This is a genomic window from Bradyrhizobium sp. USDA 3256 (assembly GCF_054058275.1).
Map to the genome: position 1 here is coordinate 2,301,980 of NZ_JBSSAE010000002.1, position 24,944 is coordinate 2,326,923.

General features: G+C 62.8%; 25 protein-coding genes. 18 read left to right on the forward strand and 7 right to left on the reverse strand.

Annotated features, from left to right (window positions below; all coding sequences use genetic code 11):
- Window positions 1-7: 7 nt before the first annotated feature.
- The 4 genes from ACVWY5_RS12275 to ACVWY5_RS12290 all read right to left on the reverse strand — a co-directional run bounded on the left by ACVWY5_RS12275 (window position 8) and on the right by ACVWY5_RS12290 (window position 5,518).
- Window positions 8-2,161, reverse strand: coding sequence for a type I secretion system permease/ATPase (locus ACVWY5_RS12275; protein WP_038377477.1), 2,154 nt, complete (start codon window positions 2,159-2,161; stop codon window positions 8-10).
- A gap of 267 nt (window positions 2,162-2,428) precedes the next feature.
- Window positions 2,429-4,132: a TolC family outer membrane protein gene (locus tag ACVWY5_RS12280; RefSeq protein ID WP_038377451.1), complete on the reverse strand. Its 1,704-nt coding sequence runs from the start codon at window positions 4,130-4,132 to the stop codon at window positions 2,429-2,431.
- 268 nt (window positions 4,133-4,400) lie between these two features.
- The gene (locus ACVWY5_RS12285) at window positions 4,401-4,859 is read right to left on the reverse strand and encodes a hypothetical protein (protein WP_028334080.1); all 459 of its coding nucleotides are present in this window, start codon (window positions 4,857-4,859) and stop codon (window positions 4,401-4,403) included.
- A gap of 122 nt (window positions 4,860-4,981) precedes the next feature.
- Window positions 4,982-5,518, reverse strand: coding sequence for a LabA-like NYN domain-containing protein (locus ACVWY5_RS12290; protein ID WP_038377452.1), 537 nt, complete (start codon window positions 5,516-5,518; stop codon window positions 4,982-4,984).
- A 1,101-nt stretch (window positions 5,519-6,619) separates the two neighbouring features.
- On the opposite strand from ACVWY5_RS12290, the gene ACVWY5_RS12295 reads away from it, so the two are divergent.
- The 16 genes from ACVWY5_RS12295 to ACVWY5_RS12370 all read left to right on the forward strand — a co-directional run bounded on the left by ACVWY5_RS12295 (window position 6,620) and on the right by ACVWY5_RS12370 (window position 19,822).
- The gene (locus ACVWY5_RS12295; RefSeq protein WP_321176792.1) at window positions 6,620-6,916 is read left to right on the forward strand and encodes a hypothetical protein; all 297 of its coding nucleotides are present in this window, start codon (window positions 6,620-6,622) and stop codon (window positions 6,914-6,916) included.
- Between the two features lie 354 nt (window positions 6,917-7,270).
- Window positions 7,271-7,486, forward strand: coding sequence for a Flp family type IVb pilin (locus ACVWY5_RS12300; RefSeq protein ID WP_028334082.1), 216 nt, complete (start codon window positions 7,271-7,273; stop codon window positions 7,484-7,486).
- A gap of 91 nt (window positions 7,487-7,577) precedes the next feature.
- Complete coding sequence (locus tag ACVWY5_RS12305; RefSeq protein ID WP_028334083.1) at window positions 7,578-7,793, forward strand: hypothetical protein; 216 nt, start codon at window positions 7,578-7,580, stop codon at window positions 7,791-7,793.
- A gap of 72 nt (window positions 7,794-7,865) precedes the next feature.
- On the forward strand, window positions 7,866-8,372 hold the full coding sequence (locus ACVWY5_RS12310; RefSeq protein ID WP_028334084.1) for an A24 family peptidase: 507 nt from the start codon (window positions 7,866-7,868) through the stop codon (window positions 8,370-8,372).
- A gap of 1 nt (window position 8,373) precedes the next feature.
- Complete coding sequence (gene cpaB, locus ACVWY5_RS12315) at window positions 8,374-9,345, forward strand: Flp pilus assembly protein CpaB (RefSeq protein ID WP_028334085.1); 972 nt, start codon at window positions 8,374-8,376, stop codon at window positions 9,343-9,345.
- Window positions 9,346-9,515: 170 nt separating this feature from the next.
- A complete protein-coding gene (locus tag ACVWY5_RS12320; protein ID WP_321176793.1) occupies window positions 9,516-10,547 on the forward strand; it encodes an AAA family ATPase in 1,032 nt (343 codons plus the stop codon).
- Entirely contained in the window at window positions 10,544-11,986 is a 1,443-nt protein-coding gene (locus tag ACVWY5_RS12325; protein ID WP_038377454.1) for a CpaF family protein, read from the forward strand. Before ACVWY5_RS12320 ends, ACVWY5_RS12325 begins: the two co-directional genes overlap by 4 nt.
- Window positions 11,986-12,912, forward strand: a complete 927-nt coding sequence (locus tag ACVWY5_RS12330) for a type II secretion system F family protein (RefSeq protein WP_038377456.1) — start codon at window positions 11,986-11,988, stop codon at window positions 12,910-12,912. Before ACVWY5_RS12325 ends, ACVWY5_RS12330 begins: the two co-directional genes overlap by 1 nt.
- Window positions 12,909-13,814, forward strand: a complete 906-nt coding sequence (locus ACVWY5_RS12335; RefSeq protein WP_028334089.1) for a type II secretion system F family protein — start codon at window positions 12,909-12,911, stop codon at window positions 13,812-13,814. The genes ACVWY5_RS12330 and ACVWY5_RS12335 overlap by 4 nt, the downstream gene beginning before the upstream one ends.
- Window positions 13,815-13,832: 18 nt before the next feature.
- Entirely contained in the window at window positions 13,833-14,468 is a 636-nt protein-coding gene (locus ACVWY5_RS12340) for a methyltransferase family protein (protein ID WP_152977789.1), read from the forward strand.
- A 27-nt stretch (window positions 14,469-14,495) separates the two neighbouring features.
- Complete coding sequence (locus tag ACVWY5_RS12345) at window positions 14,496-14,948, forward strand: hypothetical protein (protein WP_321176794.1); 453 nt, start codon at window positions 14,496-14,498, stop codon at window positions 14,946-14,948.
- An 8-nt stretch (window positions 14,949-14,956) separates the two neighbouring features.
- Window positions 14,957-16,276, forward strand: a complete 1,320-nt coding sequence (locus ACVWY5_RS12350; protein ID WP_050386265.1) for a pilus assembly protein TadG-related protein — start codon at window positions 14,957-14,959, stop codon at window positions 16,274-16,276.
- The gene (locus tag ACVWY5_RS12355; protein WP_321176795.1) at window positions 16,276-16,686 is read left to right on the forward strand and encodes a TadE family protein; all 411 of its coding nucleotides are present in this window, start codon (window positions 16,276-16,278) and stop codon (window positions 16,684-16,686) included. The genes ACVWY5_RS12350 and ACVWY5_RS12355 overlap by 1 nt, the downstream gene beginning before the upstream one ends.
- Window positions 16,687-17,081: 395 nt before the next feature.
- A complete protein-coding gene (locus ACVWY5_RS12360) occupies window positions 17,082-18,701 on the forward strand; it encodes a type II and III secretion system protein family protein (RefSeq protein ID WP_028334094.1) in 1,620 nt (539 codons plus the stop codon).
- Window positions 18,702-18,712: 11 nt separating this feature from the next.
- Window positions 18,713-19,114 carry a hypothetical protein gene (locus ACVWY5_RS12365; protein WP_028334095.1) on the forward strand — a complete coding sequence of 134 codons (402 nt, stop codon included), beginning with the start codon at window positions 18,713-18,715 and terminating at the stop codon, window positions 19,112-19,114.
- Between the two features lie 171 nt (window positions 19,115-19,285).
- Window positions 19,286-19,822: a tetratricopeptide repeat protein gene (locus ACVWY5_RS12370; RefSeq protein ID WP_028334096.1), complete on the forward strand. Its 537-nt coding sequence runs from the start codon at window positions 19,286-19,288 to the stop codon at window positions 19,820-19,822.
- Window positions 19,823-19,881: 59 nt separating this feature from the next.
- Here ACVWY5_RS12370 and ACVWY5_RS12375 read toward each other — a convergent pair whose 3' ends face one another.
- Window positions 19,882-21,000, reverse strand: coding sequence for a hypothetical protein (locus ACVWY5_RS12375; protein ID WP_051376130.1), 1,119 nt, complete (start codon window positions 20,998-21,000; stop codon window positions 19,882-19,884).
- A 237-nt stretch (window positions 21,001-21,237) separates the two neighbouring features.
- A complete protein-coding gene (locus ACVWY5_RS12380; protein WP_016846025.1) occupies window positions 21,238-21,504 on the reverse strand; it encodes a hypothetical protein in 267 nt (88 codons plus the stop codon).
- 374 nt (window positions 21,505-21,878) lie between these two features.
- On the opposite strand from ACVWY5_RS12380, the gene dinB reads away from it, so the two are divergent.
- Entirely contained in the window at window positions 21,879-23,126 is a 1,248-nt protein-coding gene (dinB, locus tag ACVWY5_RS12385) for a DNA polymerase IV (RefSeq protein WP_028334097.1), read from the forward strand.
- A gap of 111 nt (window positions 23,127-23,237) precedes the next feature.
- Entirely contained in the window at window positions 23,238-23,447 is a 210-nt protein-coding gene (locus ACVWY5_RS12390) for a hypothetical protein (protein ID WP_028334098.1), read from the forward strand.
- A gap of 81 nt (window positions 23,448-23,528) precedes the next feature.
- On the opposite strand, the gene pyk is transcribed toward ACVWY5_RS12390, so the two are convergent.
- Window positions 23,529-24,944, reverse strand: a complete 1,416-nt coding sequence (gene pyk / locus ACVWY5_RS12395; RefSeq protein WP_028334099.1) for a pyruvate kinase — start codon at window positions 24,942-24,944, stop codon at window positions 23,529-23,531.

Here is a 24,944-nt window from a genome sequence, read left to right on the forward strand (position 1 = left end):
TTGCTCGTTATGCGGATTTCGGCTGAATTGTATTCTCCGGCGACGGGGCCGCGGACGCCGGCCGGCCCTGGAGCAAAGCGAGCACCTTGTCGCGCGGGCCGTCGGCAACCAGGCGGCCATTGTCGAACAGCAGCAAGCGATCGACCATGTTCAGCAATGACAGGCGGTGGGTCGAAATGATGATGGTCATGCGATCATCATTGAGGCCCTTGAGCCGCTCAAGGAACTCCTGTTCGCTGCGAATATCGAAGTGCGCCGTCGGCTCGTCGAGAAAGAGCACGCGAGGCTTGCGGATCAGAACGCGCGCAAGTCCGATGGCCTGCTTCTGGCCGCCCGACAGGCTGCGGCCGCCTTCCGAGATGGGCATGTCATAGCCCATCGGGTGGCCGGCGATGAAGCTTTCGACGCCCGAAAGCCGCGCGGCAAGCAGTACTTCCTCGTCGGTCGCTTCCGGTTTGCCAAGGGCGATGTTGTCGCGCAGCTTGCCGAAGAACAGGTCGGTATCCTGCATCGCAAAGCCGATGCCGGCGCGCAGGTCGGAGGGATCGTATTGGCGCGAGTCGACGCCATCGACCAGGATGCGGCCTTCCTTCGGCTCGTAAAATCCGAGCAGCAACCTGCCGACCGTGGTCTTGCCAGAGCCGACCCTGCCGATGATGCCGACCCTCTCTCCGCCCTCGATCTTGAAGCTGACTTTTTCGAGCGCGTTACCCGGCGCGTTGGGGTAGGCGAACGACACGTTCTCGAAGGCGACCTTGCCGTCTTCGATTCGCCTTGCGACATAGGACCGGGTCGGCGAGCGTTCCCGCTCGATCGACATGATGCGGTCGATCGCCTTGAGGGCCGTGATCGTCTGCGTTCCCTTGGTGATCACCGAGGCGATCCCGGCGATCGGCGCCAGAACGCGGCCGGCGAGCATGTTTGCGGCGACCAGCGCGCCGACGCTCAGCTTGCCGTCGAGGATCAGGAAAATGCCGACGATAACGAGGAGCAGGCTCGTGATCTGCTGGGCCGTGCTCGCGCTCGTCAGCGACATCGACGACCAGAAGTGAACGTCCTCGCCGGATCGGGCGGTCGCGGCAACCGAGCGTTCCCACAAGGTCTGCATGCGGGCCTCGGCGCCGGTCGCACGGACGGTTTCGAGGCCGGACAGCGACTCGACCAGCACGCCGTGCCGTGCGGCGGATTCGGCCTGCAGCCGCTTGATGGCGCGATCGAGCGGGCGCTGCAGCAGGAAGCCGATCAGCATGACCAGCGGCAGCATGATCAGCGGGATCCAGGCCAGCGGTCCGGCGATGAGGAACAGCACCCCAACGAAGAGAATGGCGAACAGCAGGTCGGTCGCCGAAACCACGCTTCCGGAGGTGAAGAACTCGCGCACCGAGTCGAAGTCGCGGAGCTGATTGGCCAGAATGCCAACCGAAGTCGGCCGCTGCGCCATCTTCACCGACATCACGTGTTCGAAGATGTTTGCGGCCAGCACAACGTCGATCGTCTTGCCGGTCACGTCGATCATGCGGCTGCGGACCATGCGGAAGATGAAATCGAACACGATGCCGAGCCCCATGCCGATCGAGAGCGCAATCAGGGAGGGGATCGCTCCGTTGGGGATGACGCGGTCATAGACGCTCATCGTGAACAGCGGTGTCGCCAGCGCGAGGATGTTGGTCAGAAAGGCCGCGACCGCGATGTGCCCGTAGCTGCGCCAATGCGTCTTCACCACCGACCAGAACCAGTGGCTCTTGGGGATGTCGCCTGCGGCGACGGCGCGCGCATCGGCCTGCGGCGCGCTTCTCACCAGGAACGCATAGCCGGTATAGTCCGTGGCGAGCGAGGCGATGTCGGCGACGCGCGGGCTGTTCGGCGTCTCCGGATCAACGACCTTGGTCGACTTGTTCGCCGGGTCGACACCCAGAAGGATCAGCGCAGAGCCGTTCTTCATGACGAGGACGGCGGGCAGGACCAGCGCGGGAATGTCTGAAATGTCGCGCTTGACGGCCTCGGTCTCCAGACCGGCGCGTCTGGCCGCGCGGTCATAGAGCGAAACGGACAAGCGTCCGTCCGTGATCGGAAGTCCGCCGAGGAGAGCTTCGCGGCTCACGGCGCGGCCGTGATGGGCGGCGAGATAAGTCAACGACGCGGTGAGGGGATCGTCGCCCAGCGCATGTGGCCTGTTTGTCGCGGCAGGCTTTGAGGTTGAGTCATCCGGCGAGGGGCGGACGGCGTCGGCCGCCGCGCTGGGGGTGCGAAACAACAACTGAAACCTCGACAAGCAAAATGGAAATGCAGCAATCGCATTAGATTTCGGGCAGACTACAACAAATAGCGAACAAATTCAGCGAAACTTATCTTAACGATTAATAAGGAATCGAAAGGGCCCCGACTTGGGGCCCTTCCGGCAGTCCTGTCCTGAGGTTGTTGGCGGTCGCTACCGAGCGGAACTCGGGAAGGCCGACAGCAGCCAGTGGGGCTTGGTCGACGCATAGGAGCTCGCGTTCGCCGTGACTGAAGGGTCCGCGTAAATGACGTTCGGGCCGTCCGCAGCGGTCTTTTGCTGCTGCATCCATTCCGCTGAACCGGGCACCGCTGCGGTCGTCGTCGCACCGGTGAAGCGGTCCGCAAAGCCAACATCCTTCGGCTGGGCTGCTGCCGCATAGGTCTTGGCAGGACGGGCGACAGGCGCCGGAACGGCGACGCGCAGCGGCTCGGACCCGGTTTGCGGGAGGTTCACGCGAAGGGTCGGGAACGAGTAGCGGGGCAGGCCAATCGAAAGCATGTCCGTCGGCGCAGCATCGACCGGCGGCGGAGCCTTCAGGTACTCGATCAGGGTCCCCATCGCGGCCAGCAGCTGGTAGTCGGCGAAGACCACGACGCCGCGGGCTGAGGTGAGCGAGACCGACGTGTTGAAGAACTGGTTCTGCGCGTTCAAGAGATCGATCAGGGAGCGCTGACCGAGTTCGTATTCCTTCTGGTAGGCCGTGATGGTCTTCCTGGCTGCTTCTAGCTCACGGGTCAGAGCACCGATGCGCGTGGCCGTAATCGTACGGGCATTCCACGCCTTGTCGATCGACTCATAGGCGTCGCGTTGCAGGCGAGCGTGGCGCATGGTGGCTTCGGTGTAGCGCTCGGCCTTCTCTGACCGATTCCACGCGTCCTGGCCGCCGCGGAAGATGTCCCACGACATGACAACCTTCCCACTGTAGTCCTCATGCGTGATGGCGGGAGTTCCCGGGGCCGCCACGTAAGGGTAGGAGTTGTCGTAATGGGTTGCCCGTCCCTCGAGATAGAATTTCGGACCGAACGTGCCGTCGGTGGCCTTGAACGCGTGCTTGGCGGCGTCGGCGTCGGATTGTGCCGCCGCGATCGTCGAATTGAACCGGAGCGTGGTCGCCAGCGCTTCGTCGCGGCTGTGCGGCAATCCCGCGAGAGGGGCGGGGAAACGAACGTTGATTGGCTCGAGGCCAACCGTCTTGCGGTACTTCGCCCTGGCGTCATCCAGGCTGCGCTGGAATTCGGCAAGTGCCGCACGGGCGGCCTCGACGCGCTCGCGGGCTTGCTCCAGATCGCCTTCGCCGGCCCGGCCGCCCGAGAAGCGGGAGTTCACGTTCGAAAATATCTTCTCGTGATTCGCGACGTTTTGCTGGGCAAGGCTGACCAGCCGCATGTAGCGCGTGACGTCGATGTAGCCTTCGGCGGCGTCGAGGGCCAGTAGCTCGGTTCTCTCCTTGACGCGGGAGGCAGCGGCATTGACCCGCGCGGTCTGGCGCCAGACGTCATAGATCGACGAAAAACCGTCCCACAGCAGCTGGCGCACCACGACTGATTCCTGGCTGCCATTGCGCCATGGGCCTGACCCCACGGTCGGCGCTGCCTGAATGTTCGGGGTGATGAAGCCCGGCGATTGATCGAATTTTTCCGGGCCGTAGCTGGCGTCAATGCGCACCTGCGGCAGCAGTGTGCTTTGGGTTTGCCGCAGCTCGCTTTCCGTCGCCCGCCGGTTCGCCGAAGCCTCGCCGATACCCGGGTTGGTCTGCATGGCCTGGCGTAGAGCATCATTAATAGAAAAAACCTCGGCACATGCTGGCGTTGCCGCCAGGCAGAGGCACGCGATAACCGTGTATGCCGATCTCATTATTCCCGCCCCTACTCACAAAAATATTACGTAGAATCCGCCGAAGGGTAACAAAGGACAGTTCCACGACCTATGACATTTCAGCCACACAGGCGCCCTAAGTGGGGGCAGAGCCATCAGTCTCGGTGCGCGGAAATCTAAACATTTTTATTAAAATTCAGTGATTTATATGGTGATCTGTGGTCGCGCGAACTGGTGCCGAGCCGCAACACCGGGGACCGGAACATGAAAGATCAGTTAAGCCCGTCTTAAGGTTGGCGGCAGCCGGCTACTCCTGGCGACAGGTCGCCAGGTAGGTTGCAACGAAGGGCGCGGCCTTGGTGTCCGCGGAGGGGCCTCCCAGTCGGCTCGTTAGTTTGTAGAGCGACCTGTCGCCAAAATAGAACCGGAAAATCTCGGCCGTGGTGTCGTCCGTGCGGGTCGCAAAGATCGACGCGGCGGTACGGCGGGCGGCCGCAAAGACGTAGGTCGTGAGCTTGGCTCCTCCCTTGCCTTCTGCCGCGACAGATGTCCCCCAGGTGACCGTGAAGGTGTCGCCATCGATCACGACGGCGGGCCGGACCGTATCGAGGTCGTCATCGATCCACTGGGCGTCACCGCCTTTGCCTGACGGGCCGAGCTCGATCCGTTTGCCCCGCGGCGTGTCGCAGGTGAACCGGGAAGGTTCGGCGATCGCAGCGCTCGTCGCCGCCAAGAACAGCAACAGGCAGCCGACCGACCTCCACATGGGTGTTACCCTTCGTTTCGTTGTTTGGGGGATAGTGATGTCAGCGCCCGACTCGCGCAATTCGGTGATTTACGGACAAGCAGAGCTGCTTTGCTTCCCCGCCGGAAGAGGCGCCCGCGATTTCACTCGGGCGCGATCGGGTGCGCTGGACGTTCGATCGATGCCCTGAGGCTTTCGAGTTCGAGGAAGACGTCAGCTTGCCTGCGAAGCTCATCGGCGATCATGGGAGGCTTTGTTCGGATGCTGGAAACGACCGTCACGCGGACACCAGCCCGCCTGACGGCTTCGACAACGGCGCGCAAATCACCGTCGCCAGAGAACAGGTACGCGTGGTCGATGCGGTGCGCGATTTCCAATGCGTCGACCGCGAGCTCGATGCCGATGCTGCGCTTCATTCGCCGCCGCCCTTCGCCGTCATCGTGCGTTTTGGCTAACTTTCTCCTGACCGCATATCCGTTGTAATCGAGCCAATCCACCAGCGGCCGAAGGCTGCTGAACTCGTCGTCGTCTCTCACGACCGTGTAGAAGTAGGCGCGGACGATCTGTCCATGCTTGCCGAACTCCGAGAGCAGTCGCCGGAAATCGATTTCAAAACCGAGGTTCTTGACCGTGGTGTGAAGATTCGCGCCATCGATGAAAAGTGCAATGCGATCGGCCATCTCAAATCCCCATGACGCCCGGATCAGTCACTGTATGCTGTGGTTCTGAAATTCCACGGGCGCATCGTGGGTAAGCGCCCGAATTGAAATGACTGATCCTAGAGCAAGGGCTAGGCCGCGAAAAAGCGGAAATTTTCGCCAACGCGGGTCCCATGCGAATCGTGCGCCTGTTGATAACATAACGGTCGAAAGCAGCGCGGCAGGCCGGCCACGCAAACAACACGGTTGTCGTTGAACAAGGATGCGGCCCTTCGCGCCGGCGGCGCATTCGCCAGCGCAGAAAAACTGGCTGCCATGGCGATTCGGTGGCATAGGCGGTCCGAGCGCGTGCGCGCGACGCCGATCCTGATCTCCACAGTATCAGAATAGATGGCGTCGGACGAATGCCGCGGTAGGCGCCAAGCAATGGTGCGCCGCGCCGCTACTCTCAAGCCGACTGTTGCATCACCGACAAAACTACATCTAAAATCAATCTAGTGTAGCGGCATCATTTCGTGTCGGCGCGATATTTCGAGATACCACTTTTTTGCAGATGCAGGTTTTGGTCGATACCAATTTCGCCGGAGGAAGGACAGCCTTGCGTCTTCACATTACGCAGATGGTTTATTCTAGCGGACGGGTGTGGACGCGCGGCGGCGCGTCTGTCGCGCCGACTCAACCAGTCTCTCGTACGCATCGCTAACGAACCATCGCGATCGACCCATTGCTCGATGTGATGTTCGGATCAGCAGGAGGCAGGGTGGGGACCTCACGATGGGGCCTGCCGTGATCGCTATCGCAATCGGGCGCCCGATCGAGGCGGGCGCCAGGGAGTATTGGCCAAGGCGCGCGAGATGCCTGGTCGTTCTCTCGTTCTGCATCCTGCTGTCCTGTTGCGGGGCCGCTCGCCAGGCCGTCGAGAAGGAGGCGGGACCGGTAGCGGAGCCAACAACGGAGACGGCAACAACGCCCACAGAGCCGGCACCAGCGGCGACAACGATACCGGAGGCTACACCGGTACCGACACCGACGGCGGCAACGGTCAACCTGAGCGGCGCGCTCGCGGAATGCCGGAGCGCGTTTCCGGATCAGATCGCGCAAGCCGTGGCGCGGGCGTCCTGCGTGATCAAGGCGACCGACCTCGTACGTCCGCTGCTGCCGTTTCCCGAACTGCTCGACCGGGAGAACGCCCTGCGCAAGGCGCTGGCCGAGCAGGTTCAGACAAGATCAATGTCGCTGCTCGAGCGCAACATCCAGATCCAGAAACTGCATTCGCAGCTGCTCGAAGAGGAGCGCAGCAGGCTATCGGCCGCGCCGGCGGACGGGAGCAAGCCGCCGCCGCTGGCGGTCACGCAGTGGCGACAATCCAACGGGGAGAGTTGCGGCCGGCTCGGAGGGGATTCCGGGACCTGCTACTGAAACGAGCAATCCTGCAAACGGCCATCGGGGGGAATGGAACCGGATTGTGACACCGTCACCTCCGAGATTGTTGTCGCGACAGCGTCACTCCGACGCTGTCACCGTATTCGCACGGAGCAGCGAAGTTGAAATGGTGTGAAATGTCGAAAGTCCTACAATTTAAGGGGTTTCGTGCGTCGTCGTCGAGGCGCCTTGCCGAGGAGAAGGTGTGCGCGGTTACGCCAGTAGGGTTAATAAACGATTACCAATCGACAGTTTTCTCGCGACGCATTATAAGAAAATGCTAGTTGGCACCCGGATTTTGCCCCCCGCCAACGTATCGCGTAAATTTCATCGTAAAAGGGATATTTTCCTATGTTGAAACTGTACATCCAGACCACCGAAGCCTTCAAGCGTCTCCGCTCGGACAAGGACGGCGTTGTGTCGTTCGAGTACGTGATCGTCGCCGCTTGCATCGTGGCCGCCGTCTCTGCTGCGTTCGGTACGGGTACCGCCAGCGGCATCGGCTCGGTTCTGAACGCCTCGATCACCACGATCGCCAGCAAGGTCGCCACCGCAGTCTCCGCTTAACTCCGGATGTTGAATGCTGTTGGCAGATTCCTTCTGTCAACAGCGGTCAACCGGATTGCGATGTGCGCGAGCCTTAAGGAGGCTTTCTCCTATGTTGCAGTCATACATCAAGGTCACAGAAGTATTGAGGCGTCTGCGCACGGACAAGAACGGCGTTGTGTCGTTCGAGTACGTGATCGTCGCCGCCTGTATCGTCGCCGCCGTTTCCGCAGCGTTCGGTACGGGTACCGCGAGTGGCATTGGCAGTGTTCTGACCACCTCGCTCACTTCGATCGGCACCGCGGTTGCCAACGCGGTTAGCGCCTAAGTCCAGAGGGACGGCGCTCCGGAGGGGGGCATTATTTTGTGCCCCCCGCCATTTTTCTAAGGCGATTATTTCATGAATTGGATTGCGTCCACGACCCTGTGTCTGGAAATCGCATTGTTGTTGTATGTCGCAACGATCGATATCGCGACACGGTTGATCCGAAACGAAATTTGTCTGGCGCTGGCGTTCCTTGGGATCGTCGGCCAATTGGCCAGTCCGATGCAGATCGGCCAGTCGCTGATCGTTGCCGCAATCCTGTTCCTGGTGCTCTTCGTGATTTACCTGCGGGGAGCGATCGGCGGTGGCGACGTCAAGTTGCTGGTTGCCCTGGCGATCGGTCTGCCGCTGACCGGCGTGATTGAACTGTTGACGGCAACTGCGCTGGCCGGCGGCGTTCTGGCCGCGGTGCATCTGATGATGCGCCGTTTGCCCCAACCGAGGCTGGCGCCCGCCGGATCATCGCTGATGCGCCGGGTCTACGCGGTCGAGCGCTGGCGTCATTTGCGACATGCACCGCTTCCCTACGGGGTCGCCATCGCATGCGGCGGTATCTGGGCCATTTTGAGCAAAGGAATTTGACATGTCGTCCGCTCTCCGTGTCTCGATCATCATGGTGCTGCTGCTTGCGGCTACGGCGCTTGGAATGATCGCCTACAGCATGAACCGACCCAATGACCCGGTCGTTGCGCAGGCAGTCGAAGAGAAGCCTGCGCCTGTGCCTGCGGCCGCAACGGTCGGCTACTTTGTCGCGACACGCCCGCTTTCGAAGGGAACGCTGGCGCGGGACGAAGATTTCGCGGTGCGCCATACGGCACCGAACCGTGTCCCCGCGGGGGCGATCCTCGAAACGCCTGACTCCAAGGCCGGGCTGCCCGGTTCGCTGGTTCGCAAGTTCGTCGACGCCGGCAGCGCGATTACACTGGACGACATCCTGCGTCCGAAGGATCGCGGCTTCCTTGCCAGCGTCCTGGCGCCGGACAGCCGCGCCATCAGCATCAAGGTCGACGAGGAGACCGGTGTGTCCGGTCTGATCAGGCCGGGCGACAATGTCGACGTGGTGCTGACCCAGGTGTTCGAGAAGGCCGCGCCGGTGAAGCGAGCCGTGAGCGAAACCGTTCTGTCCAATGTGCGCGTGATCGCGATCGACCAGGAGATTGCGCAAGGCGGGCGTCCGATCACCAATGCCGTCCCGGGCAAGACGGCGCAGACCGTGTCACTGGAGCTCAAGCCGGATCAGGTCAAGAAGGTGGCCGTCGCAAAGCAACTCGGCACGCTGTCGCTCGTCATCCGCGCTGCGGCCGAGCAGTGGGACAAGGCCGACACAAGCGTAACGTCCAGCTGCGACGTATCGCCGGAGCTGGCGCGCCAGAGTGCAGTTGCCGGCCAGAGCACGACAGTCGCGATCTATACCGGCAGCGAGGTCAAGCAATACTCGGTCAGGAGACAGGATTTTGACGACGACGCCCGCGCGGGCTGCGACGTGCCGTCCGAACTCGATCGTCAGACCACAGCGGCAGCGAGTGATGTCGGCAAGGGACCGGAGAAACGTTGATGAGTGCGAACATGGCAGTGGTGGAACAACCCGAAGAGACGACGTCTCTTGTCGCGCGCAACCGCATCGTCTGCTTCGTCAACGACGAGCTGAGCGCAGCGGCCCTCCGCAAGGGTCTCGACGGCAGCAATCTGGTGATCCGGCGCGGCACTATCCGTCATGCGACGCGCATGCTCGAGACCGACACCGATCTGTACGCGCTGGTGACCGACATCAGCGGCATCGATGATCCCTTCACTGAACTGGAACGCCTCGCCAGTGTCTGTCCGCCCGATGTGAAGGTGGCCCTGATCGGCGACAACAGGGAGATCATCTTCTACCGCGAGCTGATGGAGATCGGCCTTACTGAATACCTGCCGACGCCGATCACCAGGGATATGGTGCTCGACCAGCTGCGTCCCAAGCTGATCGGGGACGTCGCGCCGGCCCAGAATGACCGCGGCGGGCACGTGGTGTCGATCTGTGGCGCGCAGGGCGGCGCCGGAGCGACCAGCGTCGCGATCAACCTCGCGCTGCAACTGGCCGAAACCACCAAGGCGAAGGTGGCGCTGCTCGACCTGCATCTGCAGGGCGGCGAGACCGCGGTGATGCTGGGTGTTCGTCCGGGACCCGGCCTCCGCATCGCCCTTGAAAACCCGATGCGGGCCGACACGCTGTTTCTCGAACGGGCCGCGATCGAGGTGAACGATCGGGTCTGCCTGATTTCCGGCGACGAGGAGCTCGATGCCAAGCTCGACATCACCGAAGCCGGCGTGCGGCACGTGCTGGGACTGCTCCGTCAGCGGTTCAACTACGTCGTTGTCGATGTGCCGGTGCCGTTCCCGGCATCGATCTATCCGGTCATTCAGATGTCCCGTCATGTGCTGGTGCTGTTGGAGGCGGAAGTAACCGGCCTGCGCAATGCCCACGCGCTGCGCAACGCCGTCACCAACATCGCGGGCAAGGATCGGGTGTTTACCCTGCTCAATCGTGCCGACCGCGCCGGCGGTCTGCCGAGGGCGACGATCGTCAAGGCGCTTGGCGCTGAGCCGGACATGGTGATCCCGGATCTCGGCAAGGGAATGACCCAGGCGGTCAACCTCGGCGTTCCGGCTCTGAAGCACGTATCCGGGCTGCGGCGCCACCTTGCCCCGATCGTACGGGAAATCACCGGCGTCGGTGCCAAGAAAAGGGCCGGGTGGAAGAGGTGGCTCGGGCTATGAAAAAGTTCGGCAGGCGCGCAGACGAAATTCCAGTGCGGATGCCCGCAGCGGTGCCGGACGCCCCGGCAGCGGCACCAAGCGCGCGGCCGGTGCCGCCACCCTTGCCGCCGGCGGAACCGAGCGTGGCGTCCCCGGCGTCCAGCCTGTTTGCATCGGCGCCGAAGCATGAAGAGCCTTCCCACCATCCGGTGATGTCGGCATCCCTGCGCGAACGGGTCATCGAGCAGATCGAGCCGTCGGTGGCCGCGACCGTTCCCCGCGACGTCCTGCGGCGGCAGATCGAGGAAATCATCCACGGCATCGCCAACCAGGAGCGGCTGGAGCTGTCGGGCCGCGAGCAGCTCTTCCTGGCGGAGGAGATCGCCGACGACATGACCGGCTACGGGCCGCTGCGTCCGCTTCTGCTCGACGAGACGATCAACGACATCATGATCAACGGGCCGAGCAACGTCTATGTCGAGCGGGCCGGCAAGCTGGAGCGGGTTGCGGTCCGGTTTCGCGACAACGATCATATCGCCTCGGTCGCACAGAAGATCGCCTCGCAGGTCGGCCGGCGGGTGGATGAATCCAGCCCGATGGTTGACTGCCGTCTGCCGGACGGCAGCCGTGTCAACATCATCCTGCCGCCGCTGGCTATTCATAGCCCCTGCATCTCGATCCGAAAATTTCCGAACCGGCGTCTGAACATCGCCGGGATGATCGAGAACGGCTCGATGACCGCCGCGCTGGGACAGCTGCTGGAGATCGCCTCTCGCTGCCGGCTCAACGTCCTGGTCTCCGGAGGCACCGGTTCCGGCAAGACGACGCTGCTGAACGCCTTGAGTCAGTTCATCGACCATAGCGAGCGCATCGTCACGATCGAGGACGCGGCGGAGCTGCAGCTTCAGCAGCCGCACGTGATCAGCCTGGAGACCCGTCCGGCCAGCCTCGAGGGCACCGGCCAGGTGACGCAGCGCGACCTGCTGTGGAACGCACTTCGTATGCGTCCGGACCGCATCGTCGTCGGTGAGGTGCGCGGCGCCGAGGCGTTCGACATGCTGCAGGCGATGAACACCGGTCATGATGGATCGATCTCCACCGTGCACGCCAACAGCACCCGCGACGCGCTGACGCGCGTGGAGAACATGGTGCAGATGGGGCAGGTCAACCTGCCATCGCGCGCAATCCGCTCCCAGATCGTCGCCGCCCTGGATCTGATTGTGCAAGTCGAGCGCATGCGCGACGGTCAGCGCCGCATCGTGCAGATCAGCGAGGTGATCGGCCTCGAGGGCGAGGTGATCACCACCAACGACATCGCGTTGTTCGAGTACAAGGACGAAGATGTCCAGGGGCGGATATCCGGCACCTACCGCTCCACCAATGCGGTTCCGAAGTTCAAGAGTCGCCTCGTCTATTACGGGCTCGATCGGGCCTGGGCAGAAGCGATGAGGCACATCTGATGTCGACGCCCTTGATCATCGTTCTGCTGCTTCTGTTGTGTGCCGGGGCAAACACCCTTTGGCTCGACGCGCGACAGAGACGAATGGAGCGCCAGCTCGAGATTGCGCTGCCGACGGCTGAAGCGGCAGCCTTGGTGTCCATCCGTCGCGCGGCCAAGACGTCGCGCTGGCGTGCGCTCCAGCGCTTCGCCAATTACCACCCTGATATCGTGCACGTCGTGCGACCGGTCTATGTGCTGCTTGCAGGGGCCATGGCAGGGCTGGGAATCATCTACGTCAATGGATTCCTGAGGTTCCCTGGTTCCTATGGGGCCATTGCGGCTGCCGGCGCCGCCATCATGGTCGTGCGCGGTCTGTTCGGATGGCAGCAGCGGCGCTTTGCAAATCAGCTCTTCCAGCAGCTTCCCGATGCGGTCCAACTGGTGACGAGCACCGTCCGGTCCGGATTGCCCGTCCACGAAGCATTTCGCACCATCGCCCGCGAGATGCCGCAACCGACATCCGGGCAATTTGCCATCGTCTGTAATGAATTGAACCTGGGCAGGTCGCCCGAGGAGGCCGTCGAGGAGATCTATCAGCGAACGCAGGTGTCGGAGTATGCGATGTTTGCGGTGACCCTCGCGGTGCAGCTGAAGACCGGCGGCAGCCTGGCGGAAACACTGCAGACGTTGGGCGAGACCGTGAGTCAGCGGGTCGCGCTGGCGGCCCGTGCGAAGGCGCTGGCGGGAGAGGTCATCTTCTCCTCGCGTGCGCTCACCTGCGCGCCGGTCGTTATCGGCGGGTTGCTTTACCTGATCAATCCGCAGTCGGTCGATCTGCTGTTGTTTGACCGACAAGGAAACGTGCTTCTCGCTTATGCGGTGTGCTCGGTCCTGATTGGGCATTTCGTGATCCGCTGGATGGTCCGAAGGGAAACCACCCTATGACGACTGTTCTCGGTTTTGCCACGCTTGCCGTCGCACTCGCGGCCGCGACCTTCCTGCTGGTCATTCGCGAGATACATCTGCGCACCCTGGACACGCGTGTCTCGAATGCCGTGCTGGGTATCTCCGATCGAACGAATTCGAAGGATCTGATCGGCTGGCTTTCATCGGTCGGCATGCGCTACAGGCGCTACTACGCCCAGGAAAATCTCGACCAGCTGAGGATGGTTCTTCAGTCGGCAGGGTTCAATCACTATCGAACCCTGCCGATCTGGATCGGCTTCAAGACGGTCAGCACATTTGTGCTGCCGATCGCGGCTTTCTCCATTTCGCAGATTCTTGGACGGCCGTTCACCGACGTGTTGATCTTCACGCTGCTCGGCTTGGCGTTTGGAATCATGATTCCGCGCCTGATCTTGCTGGTCGTGAAGCGACGCTTCGATGCTGCGATTCGGCTCGGCACGCCGGACACCATCGATCTGCTTGTGGTTTGCAGCGAAGCCGGCATGGGCCTGGAGAGCGCGATTGAGCGTGTGGCGGAGGAGATGCGGGAGACCAATCCCGCTATCACCCACGTGCTGCGCGGTCTTCTCGATGATCTCCGGATCCTGCCGAACCGTGCCGACGCCTTCGAGAAGCTTGCGTCCACGTCGGAGGGCCTCCGTCGTTTCGGCACCATGGTCAGCCAGAGCCTGCAATATGGCACGCCGCTCAGTCAGGCGCTGCGCAGCATCGCGGTCGACCTGCGCCGGGAACGCATCACCAAGCTCGAGGAGCGGGCGCACAAACTGGGCGCCAAGCTCACCGTTCCGATGGTGCTGTTCCTGCTTCCGGCGATGTTCGTCATTCTGGGCGGAAGCCCGTTCCTTCATTTGATCCGTACATTCTCCAACCTCGGCAATTGAGCCATGAGCGCAGCTGCAATGAGTCTTTCGACGAACCTGGCCTACGATCGGGCGACCCGATTCCTGGGCAGCGCATGGTTCCTGCTGTTGGGACTTGCCGTGACGACCAATCTTGCGAAGACGGGGCAGCCATGGCCGTCGCTCGTCTCGAACTTCCTGGTCGCGGTGTTTTACCTGATGCTGGCGCTGCTGATCCTGATCCGGGGCCCCGCAAAGGCGCAGGCCGAAGGCCTGCTGCCGAGGGTCGCGGCGTTTGTCGGCACATACTGGCCATGGACGATCACGTTTTTCGAGAAGACCGAGGGCGCATTGCCGAATTTGCTGTCCGCGGTTTGCGTGCTGACCGGCATGATCATGATCCTCGTGACCGTTCGTCATCTCGGACGATCGTTCAGCCTGGTGCCGCAGGCGCGTTCGGTGGTGCAAACCGGGCCGTACCGGTGGATCAAGCATCCGCTCTATCTGTCGGAAGAGATCGTGTTCCTTGGTGTCGTGCTGCAGCATCTGAGCTGGATGACCGTGGGCCTGCTGATTCTGCACATCTGCATCCAGGTCTGGCGAATTCACTACGAGGAGGACGTGCTCCGGCGCACGCTTCCTGAATATTCCAGCTACGAGGCGTCGCGCTGGAGATTGATTCCCTATGTCTGGTGAGCGACCATGCGAAGCTGGAAAAGCCGTGTGAGCGGCAAGCGTTCCCTGATCGCGGATCGACGCGGCGCCGTCGCGTTCGAGATGCTGTTCGTTTTCGCTTTCCTGTTCCTGGTTATTCTGCTGCCGCTTGCCGACCTCGCGCTGGCGGGCTTTCAATACATCCAGGCGCTTGCGGCGCTGCGCGGGTTTGGACAATCCATCCAGTACTCCCCGCCGGGCGACGTCACGAACGCATCCAGCTGGGCGGCGGCCGCGCTCGCCAAGGCCGATTCCCGTTATCCGATCCCCAGCATCCAGCTCATCTGCGGCGAGAGCAATGCGGTCTGCGATTCGACGAACTCTGATCCGTCCCAGCCGAAGTACTACGTGTATTCGACGACGATCACGCTGGCGCCGATGGTGTTGAGATCGGCGATTTGCACCAGCGGCAATAGCAATCCCTGTTCGTTCACGCTGACCTATTCGGAACGGTTTCAATGAGGTGGTCCATGCGCAACATGCTTCATTGTCGTCGCGGCTCGGCCGCGTTCGCAACCGTGATTGCGTTGATCCCGTTGATCGGAATGATGGCGCTCGGCGGTGAAGCCGGGTCGTGGTACGTCACCCAGCAGCGCGCCCAGGGTGCGGCTGATGCGGCGGCCTATGCGGGTGCTTTGCGATTGGCGTGCGACGCCGCTCCGCAGCCGGGCACGACCTGCAACAACACCCAGACGTATGATTACCGCGGCAAGCAGGCGGCGGCTCAGAATACGTTCTGCAATTCCGGCGACACCGCCTATCCCGGCTCCAGATGTGTGGCGACCAGCGGCGTCACGCGGACCGTCCAGGTCGCCTCGCTGACGTCGTGGAACGGGGTGGCGGGGACGTACGTTCAGGCCACCATCAGCCAGCAGCAGCCGGGATATTTGGCTCAGGTGCTCGGCTTGTCGACGGTCACGATTGCCGCGACGGCGGTCGCCAAGCTCGATAGCCTGGCGAAACCTCCATGCGTGCTGGCGTTGAAGGACCCCGTCACCTTCCAGGGTAGCGCTACGGTATCGTCGGCCAACTGTGGTATTTCGTCGGACAGCAGCGCGTCGAACGCGATCGGCTTCATCGGCAATTCGGGTATCTCGGTGAATGCGCCGAGCTACACGGTCGGCGGCTGCTCCCAGACGGGCGGAAGTCAATGCACGGGCGTGCAGACCTATCAGCAACCGATCCCTGATCCCTTAAGCGCGGTCAACACGGCGCTGTCCGCGTTGAAGACGTCAGATTTCGCGAACAGTAACAACAACGCAGTACCCCAGCCATATGAGACATGCAGCTGTTACAATAGCTCCAATAATCCGACGTTCAGCGGCGCATTGAACGGCACGTACTATTTTTCGGGGAACGTCAAGATCAACATGAATCCGACCATAACCGGTACGGCTACCCTGATATTTTTCGCAGGAGCAACGCTCACCATTACAGGAACCCCGACGATCCAGCTCACGGCAATGAAGTCGCCTACGGGACCGTCCGTATTGTCGGCATCGGTCAAGGCCCTGATGACAGATCTTCTGATCTACGACGGTGAGGCTTATTCGAAGCAGGGCGTCAATATCAGTGGCACCTCCACCAGCTATTTCAATGGCACCGTCTATATCCCGAATGCCCCCGTGACATACGGAGGCAACAGCTCGTCGAGCGCCCCGGGCACCGGTTGCTATCAGGTCATAGCCTACGCGGTGAGTTTCCAGGGCAATACGACCCTGGACAACAGCAAGTGTACGTCGGATGGGGCAGCGAAGCCGAATGTTCAAACCGTGCGCTTGGTGCAGTGATGAAAAGGCTCGACCAGCGCGGGGTGGCGGCTCTCGAGTTCTGCCTCATCGCCGTGCCCCTGTTCACCTTGATCTTCGCCGTCTTTGATTTCGGACGATACGCGATCACGATGCAATCGTTGCGCCTGCTTGCGGATGCCGGGGCCCGGGCGAACATGATCAGCTGCTACACACCCACCATGCTGGCGTCCAATTCACCATCCAGTTGTACCGGCGACTATCTGACGCTTGCACAGAAGCAGGCCGTCGCGCCCTTCCTGTATGGCGCCAGTCTCACGCCGACCGTGACCACCACCGCGGGGAGCTCCGCGCTGACGGTGACGGCATCCCAGGCGGGTTTCGCCATGATCATGCCGATCTGGGGCACGTCCCTCAACGCGCCGAGCGCGTCCACCACGATTCCGTTCTGAGCAGAGCCCGATTCGGCGAGGCTGATCGGTGGCGCCGGCCTGGGCGGCTGCCAGGGCGGCTCGGCCCGATGGGCGGGCTGGGCAATAGCCCAGGCGGGCTACCGAAGTGGTGCGCGCTGGCAACATCGGGCAGTTTTCTCCCGCGTTGCCGCGGCCGGGCGGACCTCTTTCCTTGCAATCGAGGCGCGTGGCGGGGGATGATTGACCTGCCGCCATTAGCGGCCTTGCGACCCGGGTGAGCGCTCGGTGCGCGGGGAAATGGGAATTTTGCGAGTAACGATTTGTAGTCGGACAGACTGTAAACTCTACGGCGTGGTGGACGAACGGGAGTGATCGGGACGCCGAGGTCGTAGATTTACGGGGATCGTCGCGGAGACGCGGCGAAGGGGATTGGCATGATGGGAAGTCGCGTTTCGGTTGATGCGGGACTTGGGCTGGTTGCCTTGAGCGCGATGGCGTTTGGCGCTGCAATCGCCCTGTTTCATTTCACCGATTCTGCCGTCGCCGCGGACCGGCGGGCGCCGTCGTCCAGCGGCGTGTTCGTCAGCGAGATGAGCGACGTCCAGCGCGTCAGGGTGACCGTCAACAAGTCGCGCACCTTCAGGGTCGATACGGCGTTCTCGTCGATCGTCGCGGGCTCGCCCGATATCGCCGATGTGAAGTCGCTGAGCGATCACCTGATCTACGTCCAGGGCAGGAAGACCGGCACCACCAACGTCATCCTGTTCGACAGCTCGATGAAGCAGATCGGCATTCTCGATGTCGAGGTGACGCTCGATATCGGCAATTTGCAGCAGAATATCCAGGCCGGCACCGGCACGCGCGGCATTCGCGTGTCCGCCTCCGAAGGGCAGGTTGTGCTGAGCGGAATGGCTACCGATGCCGTTTCCGCGGAGCGGGCGATGACAATTGCCCAGGGCAGCGTTCCCAAGGACGCCATCGTCGTCAATGCCATGAGCGTTGCAGCGCCGCAGCAGGTCATGCTCGAGGTGCGCTTCCTCGAGGTGAACCGCGAGGCGGGACGCGATCTCGGCGTGAACCTTTATGCCGCAAACGCTAGTGGATCGAATATTGCCAATACTGGGGTTGGTTCGATCAACACAAACAGCGGCCGAGTTAACATGCCGAACGTGGGGCCCCCGCCGGGCACCATTCCGCTGCTAGGTACGGCGAGTACGCTCGTTGGTTCCGCTGGCGGCGTAGCCGCGCCTCCGTTCGGAAGCTTGTTGACGAGCATTCTTCGAACCAGCAGCGGCGGTTCGGTGGACCTTCTGATTACCGCGCTGGAAACGAAAGGGCTGGCCCGCCGGCTGGCGGAGCCGAACTTGACCACGCTGTCGGGCGATGCTGCGCGATTCCTGGCGGGTGGCGAGATCCCGGTGCCCGTCGCCTCGTCGCCGGTCCCGGGCGCACTGCCGACCGTGACCATCGACTACAAGAAGTTCGGCGTCGAACTGGCGTTCGTGCCAACCGTGCTTTCGCGCGGAGTGATCAATCTCCGCGTTGAGCCCTCGGTCAGCGAGCTCGATTTCACCAACGCGGTGAGCATCTCCGGAACGACGATCCCGGCGTTGACCCGCCGCGATGCGCGCACCACGGTCGAATTGCGCGACGGCCAGAGCTTTGCCATCGCCGGCCTGCTGCAGACGCGCAACCGGCAGGACGTCTCGCAACTGCCCTGGATCGGCTCAGTGCCGATTCTCGGGACCTTGTTCAGCAGCAAGTCGTACCAGCAGCAGGAAACCGACCTCGTCATCATCGTGACGCCGCGCCTGGTCGCGCCGGCGGCGCCCGGCCAGCAACTGGCATCGCCGCTCGATTCGCGCTTGCCGGCCAATGACGTCGACTTCTTCCTCAATGGCCAGATGGAAGTGCGCAAGCGTTACGACGACTACGTCAATTCCGGCGGCGATGTGAAGGGGCCCTATGGTCACATCATCGCGCCGAACGCCGTTGTACCGGCTCCGCCACCGGCCGTCGGTGCGAACCAGCCGGTCGTGAAGACCTTGAACTAGGGAGGCGAGAGATGACCGTCAGATACCTCGCTCTGCTCGCACCTTTCCTGCTCGGCGGCTGCTACGGCCTCTACGGGCACGACGAGATGGACCGCTACGTGCAGCGCTCCGACACCATCACGATGAGCGCCGGCAACGCCAAGGAGGTCAACGCCGTCACCCACACGATCCACCCGTGGCCGGCCTATGTCGGCGATCGCCGGCTCGCGTATGACGCGCGGCGTACAAACGGTGCCGTGCAGCGCTATGGCACTCAGCAACGCCCGCTCGATCAGCTCCCCGACATGGGCGATCCGACCAAGGCGATGGGCCAGGCGCCGCCCGTCACCACAATTCAGAACGTCAACACGACCGGATTGGGAGCCGGGACCGGAGGATCGGTGGCCGTCGGGGTCGGAGGAGGCGGCAGGTAACGTCCTTTTGGCGTCGGCCAGGTGCCGGGGCAGGGATTCGGAAGGGAAGTGCGGCGTTAGGTTTCGGCAGACCTCGGTATTTCGGTCGTGCCGTCTGTTTTCGTAGGTAGTTTTGCGATGGATCTTCGAATGGTGCGGGGGATGCGCTGGACTTGGGCAACGGGGCGAGGATTGCATCGCCTCGCCCCGGCGTTGATCTGTTGCGGCTTGGCGACCGGCCTTGGGGCCTGTGACTACACGACGCGGGAGGCGGCCATCGTCGCCCCCGTGGATCCGCCGGGCGGCGACCCCGTGCAGGAGCCGACCGACGTCAAATACTATCCGTCCGACGAACCGGTGCGGATGGGACTCGAGCAGTACAATCGCGGCAATTACGGAATCTCGCAGCGCTATTTCAAGGATGCGGTCGAGAAGGCGCCGAAGGACGTGACGGCCTGGGTCGGCCTCGCGGCAAGCTATGACAAGCTGCGCCGCTTCGATCTCGCCGATCAGGCCTATGCGCAGGCGATCCGGCTTGGCGGCGAGACCGTCCAGATCCTCAACGATCAAGGCTATTCCCTGATGCTGCGCGGCAATCTGAGCGGCGCGCGGCGGAAGTTCGAGAAGGCGTATTCGCTCGATCCTGGCAACCCTGTCATCGCCAACAACCTCGAGCTTCTCAACGGTAGCCGGAAGTTCATCGAAAGGCCGCCGAACAATCAGCCCTGATCACGCCGCTCAACCCGTCGTTTCGGCAGAGCCAGGCGCGGGCCGCTTGGCGCGTTTTGCTAGTTCGGCATCAGCACGGCATCGATGCGGCGGCTGTTTCGTGTGCTGATGATGATGGCGCCGTTACGGGTTGCAAATCTCGCGCCGACAAGACGCGGCAGCTTCTCCGTCAGCGATGAAGGCAGCGGAATCATTCCGCCGGTGATGGGATCGCCGACGTTGATCGGCGCGACGGCTGCGCCGGCCGAAGGCGCTGCCTTGATGTATTCCCTGATCAACTGAATCTCTTCACGCGAGAGGCTGAGCGCGGCCTGTTCGCCTGCGCCGTCAGGCAGCTTCTTTTCCGCCTCGGCCTTGTCTCGCGCATCTTCCTGCTGGGCGGCATCGCGTTTTGCGACTTCGACCAGTTCGAGTCTGGTGAGGCGTTCCCTCAGCGGCGCGATCTCCCGTCGCAACGCGGCGATGTCTGACTTCAGCGAAGAGAGCTGACCAAGTGCAATCGCGGCGGCAACGCAAGCGACGACCGCGATCAGGCTGAGGCACGCCACCGCCAGCCCCGTCAATCCGCCTCGACGATCCGGGACATCCTCCGCGGATCGCCGTCGCCGCGCGGCGGCGAATTTCGGCTTGATCGTGCCGAGGAAGCTGACCAGACCGGACAGCCGCGCAGCCACCATGCGGTTCGCCTCTTGAAAGGCGCCGAATGCAGGCGCAGGGACGATCGGAGAGTGCGCCGAGGGGATGGCGGGAGCAGCAGCCGAATGGCGCGCGGCGGATGGCTGGCGATCGTCGCGGTCCTCGCGCGTCATGCCGGGGAGCTCGAGATCGACGTCGTCGGGGCGGTCGATCGCGGTATCCGCAACGTAATGGCGCGTGTCGGCCGCAGCGGCGTCCAATCGCTCCGTTTCCTGCTGATCGAGTCCTTGTTCGATGCGGGCGGCTTCAAGCGAGCGCCACAGCGAGAGCCCCGAATCGGTGATCTGCAGGCCCGCATCGTTGATCGATGCCCATCCCGATTGGAAGACGTCGGCGTCGCCAAGCTCGGACGGCCGCTTCGACTGCGTGGCTTCATCGCCGGCCGCGATCATGCGCTTGACCTCGCGGCTGACCTCGTCGATCGCGATCCGCTGCCCGGGCCTTGCGGCCAGCACACTCAAGATCGCCAGATTGAACTTCATGCGGCGCCTCGCGATGCTCCTCAGCTGGCCGTGCCGCCGTTGCGCTCCCATGCAGGCGACGTGCGAGCCTCAGCGGGGTCGAAGCGGATCAATCATGCCGGCGCGGACGTCGGTCGGTCAGGGAGTCAAGCAAGTGTACCGGCTCGCCAAGGGGCAAACAATCCGGCACCAGACCTACGACAGATGGATAAGTCGGTCCGCAAACGACACGCGTCGGGATCGCGTTCGCTGCGCGCCTCAGAGAAACTCGCGAAGCCTGGAGAGCTCGATCACATGCTCGGGTGACAGCACGTCGGGGACGAGGGGAGGCTGCGACTTGGTCCGGATCTCGTAAAGATGTCGCGTCTTCTCGGGCTTGCCCATGAAATCCCGAATGCATTGGTCGAGCGTTCCGTTGACGACCATATAGGGCGCGCGATCCTCTCGCCTGGAGTTGTTGAGAGAAGGCCATTTGTAAAGGTGGGCCGCAGCTTGGAAGTCCACCTGATGGGATTGGTCGGTCATTGCAAAATATCTACCCGAAAAAGCCCTGCGCGGCAAAGTCAGCCGGCTGATGAGTGAGCCGGTGCGGTATCTCGAACCCTCCGCCGACGTGCCTCGCATTGATGCCTCGCAGCAACTCTCCACTCGATCTCCCGCGGACCGAGATCGGGGGGCGATCGGGCGAAGCCGGCTGAAGCAAGCGCCGGCAGACCCCCTCGCGCGGCAAGCGCGCAGCGTGGCAACGCGCGTTGACCACCTGGCGTCGTTCGCGGCGCCGTCGGCCACAATGACGTGCTGGATTGACTCGACTTCAGAGTGTTCCTATTTTGTTCTATCGGCAATTTCCACGTCCGGGGACGGGCGGCTTCGGTCAGGTCAGGGATGAACGGGTCGAGATGGCAGCCGCAGCCACCATCCTTCATGCGGACCTCGATGCATTCTACGCATCGGTCGAGCAACTGCTCGAGCCGTCGCTGCGCGGCAAGCCGATCGCCGTCGGAGGCGGGGTTGTGCTTGCGGCGTCCTATGAGGCCAAGGCCTTCGGAGTGCATGGCGGCATGTCGGGACGGGAAGCGCGCCAACTGTGCCCGCAACTTGTTTTCGTCGGCGGCCATTTCAGCGATTACCAGCGCCTGGGTGATGCGGCCATCAAGGTGATCGGCGACTTCACGCCGCTGGTCGAGCGAATTTCGATCGACGAGGCGTTCGCGGATGTTGCCGGCTGCACTCACCTGTTCGGAACGCCTGCCGAAATAGCCGCGTCGATCCGGTGGCGCGTGCGCAGCGAGCTCGGCCTTCCGATCTCGGTCGGCGTCGCCCGCACCAAGCATCTGGCGAAGATCGCCTCGCAGGTCGCAAAGCCCGACGGACTTGTCGTCGTTGATCCCGACGCCGAGCTGAGCTTCCTTCACGAACTGCCGGTTGAGTTGATGTGGGGGGTAGGGCCGGTCACCAGGACCCGGTTGGACGCGATCGGCGTCGCGACGATCGGTCAGCTCGCCAAATTGTCGGAACGGTCGCTGACGCACTTGCTCGGTCCGGCAGCGGGCGAGAAACTCGCCGCGCTGGCCTGGAATCGCGATCCGCGACAGCTCAAGCCACACCGGCGCGCGCGATCGGCAGGAGCACAATCTGCACTTGGCCGAAAGCCTGCGATCGAGCAAGTCATCCGGCCTACGCTGCTTCATCTCGCCGACCGCGTCGCCACGCGGCTTCGGGCGAAGTCACGGCCTGGACGAACCGTGACGGTGCGCGTCCGCTTCGCCGACCTGAAGTCGGTGACACGCTCGATGACGCTCGATGCGCCGGTGTGCACGACCATCGTCCTGGCCCGGCTCGCCGAGAATCTCGTGCGCGCTGCTCTTGCCGACCATCCCGGCGAGAAGATCATCTCGCTGCTGGCGATCTCGGTGTCGCATCTCGAGGAGCATTGGGATCTTGCATTGGAGCTTCCACTCGGACTGGAGGACGAAGCGCTTCGGCCTGGAAGTCCGACAGGGATGGCCCGCTGGGCGGCGGACCGTGCGATCGACAGGATCCGCGATCGCTTTGGCTGGGAGGCGATCGGATATGGTTCGGCGGCGCTGGAGGCGGTTCATTCGGTGCCCGACGCGTTTCGCAAGCTTGCCGAGAGAGATCTCTAGCTCACCAGTTCACACGGCTGTCACTGCATTACGAAAAGGCAATTTGGAATCGCGCGCTTGTGAGTGGCGACCCCGTACGGCCGGCCTATTTTGAGCCTGCGGAGGATAGCCATGAAGTACAGCGCCGAACTGATCCAGACGATGCGCGATGCGTTGGATGCGGTCATGGCAAGCGTGCCGGCGGATCAATCCGTGTTCGGTCTCAAGGCCGCTGTTGCGGAATGCATCCTGCGAGCTGCGGCTCACGGCCAGACATCGTTCGACGGGCTCGTGACGTCGGCATCCGATCAGCTTCAGTCGATCATCTCGATGTTGGCCTAGGCGATCGGGAGGCGCGCGACCGTCGCGTTCATCTTGCCGCACGGCGCAGTGTTGATGCAATCGCTCAGGCCGCCGGTTCTCTCAGGGCAGCGATACGACCCGTAGATTGTTGGTTGTTCCCGCTTGTCCAAAGGGAATGCCGGCGACCACAACCAGCAGATCGCGGCTTGATGCAAACTGCTCTGCATGCGCGAATGTAGTTGCGCGCTCGACCATCTCCTCATAGCTCTGAACGTCGTCGGAAAGCACGCTGTGAGCGCCCCAAAGCAGGCACAGGCGGCGGGACACTTCGCGGCTTGGGGTGATGGCGAGGATCGGGCGGCTCGGCCGCTTGCGCGCGACGCGTGCCGCCGTGGTACCGCTCGACGTATAGGCCACAATGGCTGCGGCGTGAACGACGGAGGCGAGATCGGCCGCCGCCGTTGCCACGGCATGCGGTGGCGTTTGCTCTTCGCCGGGCTGGGTCGCCTCGACGATCGAGCGGTACATCTTGTGTTGTTCGGTGCTGCGGATGATGCGGTCCATCATCTCGACCGCTTCGCGCGGATATCGGCCTGTCGCGGACTCCGCCGACAGCATCACTGCGTCTGCGCCATCATAGATGGCGGTCGCAACGTCGGAGACTTCCGCACGCGTCGGCGTAGGGGCGGCGACCATCGAGTCCAGCATTTGCGTGGCGACGATCACGGGCTTCACCGCGAGACGGCAGGCCCGCACCAGCTCCTTCTGGCGCCCAGGCACGTCCTCATGCGGGATTTCGACGCCGAGATCTCCCCGCGCAACCATGATGGCGTCGCACAGCTGGATGATATCGTCGATTCGTTCGAGAGCTGCCGGCTTCTCGATCTTGGCCATCAGACCGGCGCGGTCGCCAATGAGGCCTCTCGCCTCGATGATATCCGAGGGCTTCTGCACGAACGACAGGGCAACCCAATCCACGCCAAGTTTCAGGCCGAACTCCAGATCGAGGCGATCCTTCGCGGTAAGCGGTGAAAGATCGAGGACCGTCCCGGGCAGGTTGACGCCCTTGTGATTCGAGATCGTGCCACCGACGATCACCTTGGCTTCGATGAAATCGTCACCGAGCCCGGTAACGCGAACGCGGACCCTGCCGTCGTCGATCAGAAGGTCATGGCCGGGGGCAACGGCGGCAAAGATCTCCCGATGCGGGAGCGGAATTGCGGTTCGGTCGCCTTCCGATCCGGACAAGACGAATCGAATGGTCTCGCCGGCCACTGCGGCGATCTTGCCATCGCGCAAGGTGCCGACGCGGATCTTCGGGCCCTGGAGGTCCATCAGGATGCCGATCGGCCGGCCGACGTCCTGTTCCAGCTTTCGGATCGCCGCGTGAATGCGTGCGTGATCGCTCTGCGTTCCGTGACTGAAGTTCAGGCGGAACGTATCGACGCCGGCCAGCAGCAGCGCCTCGAGCATCTCGGGGGAACTGCTCGCCGGACCAACGGTCGCAACGATCTTGGCTCGTCGATGACGACGCAT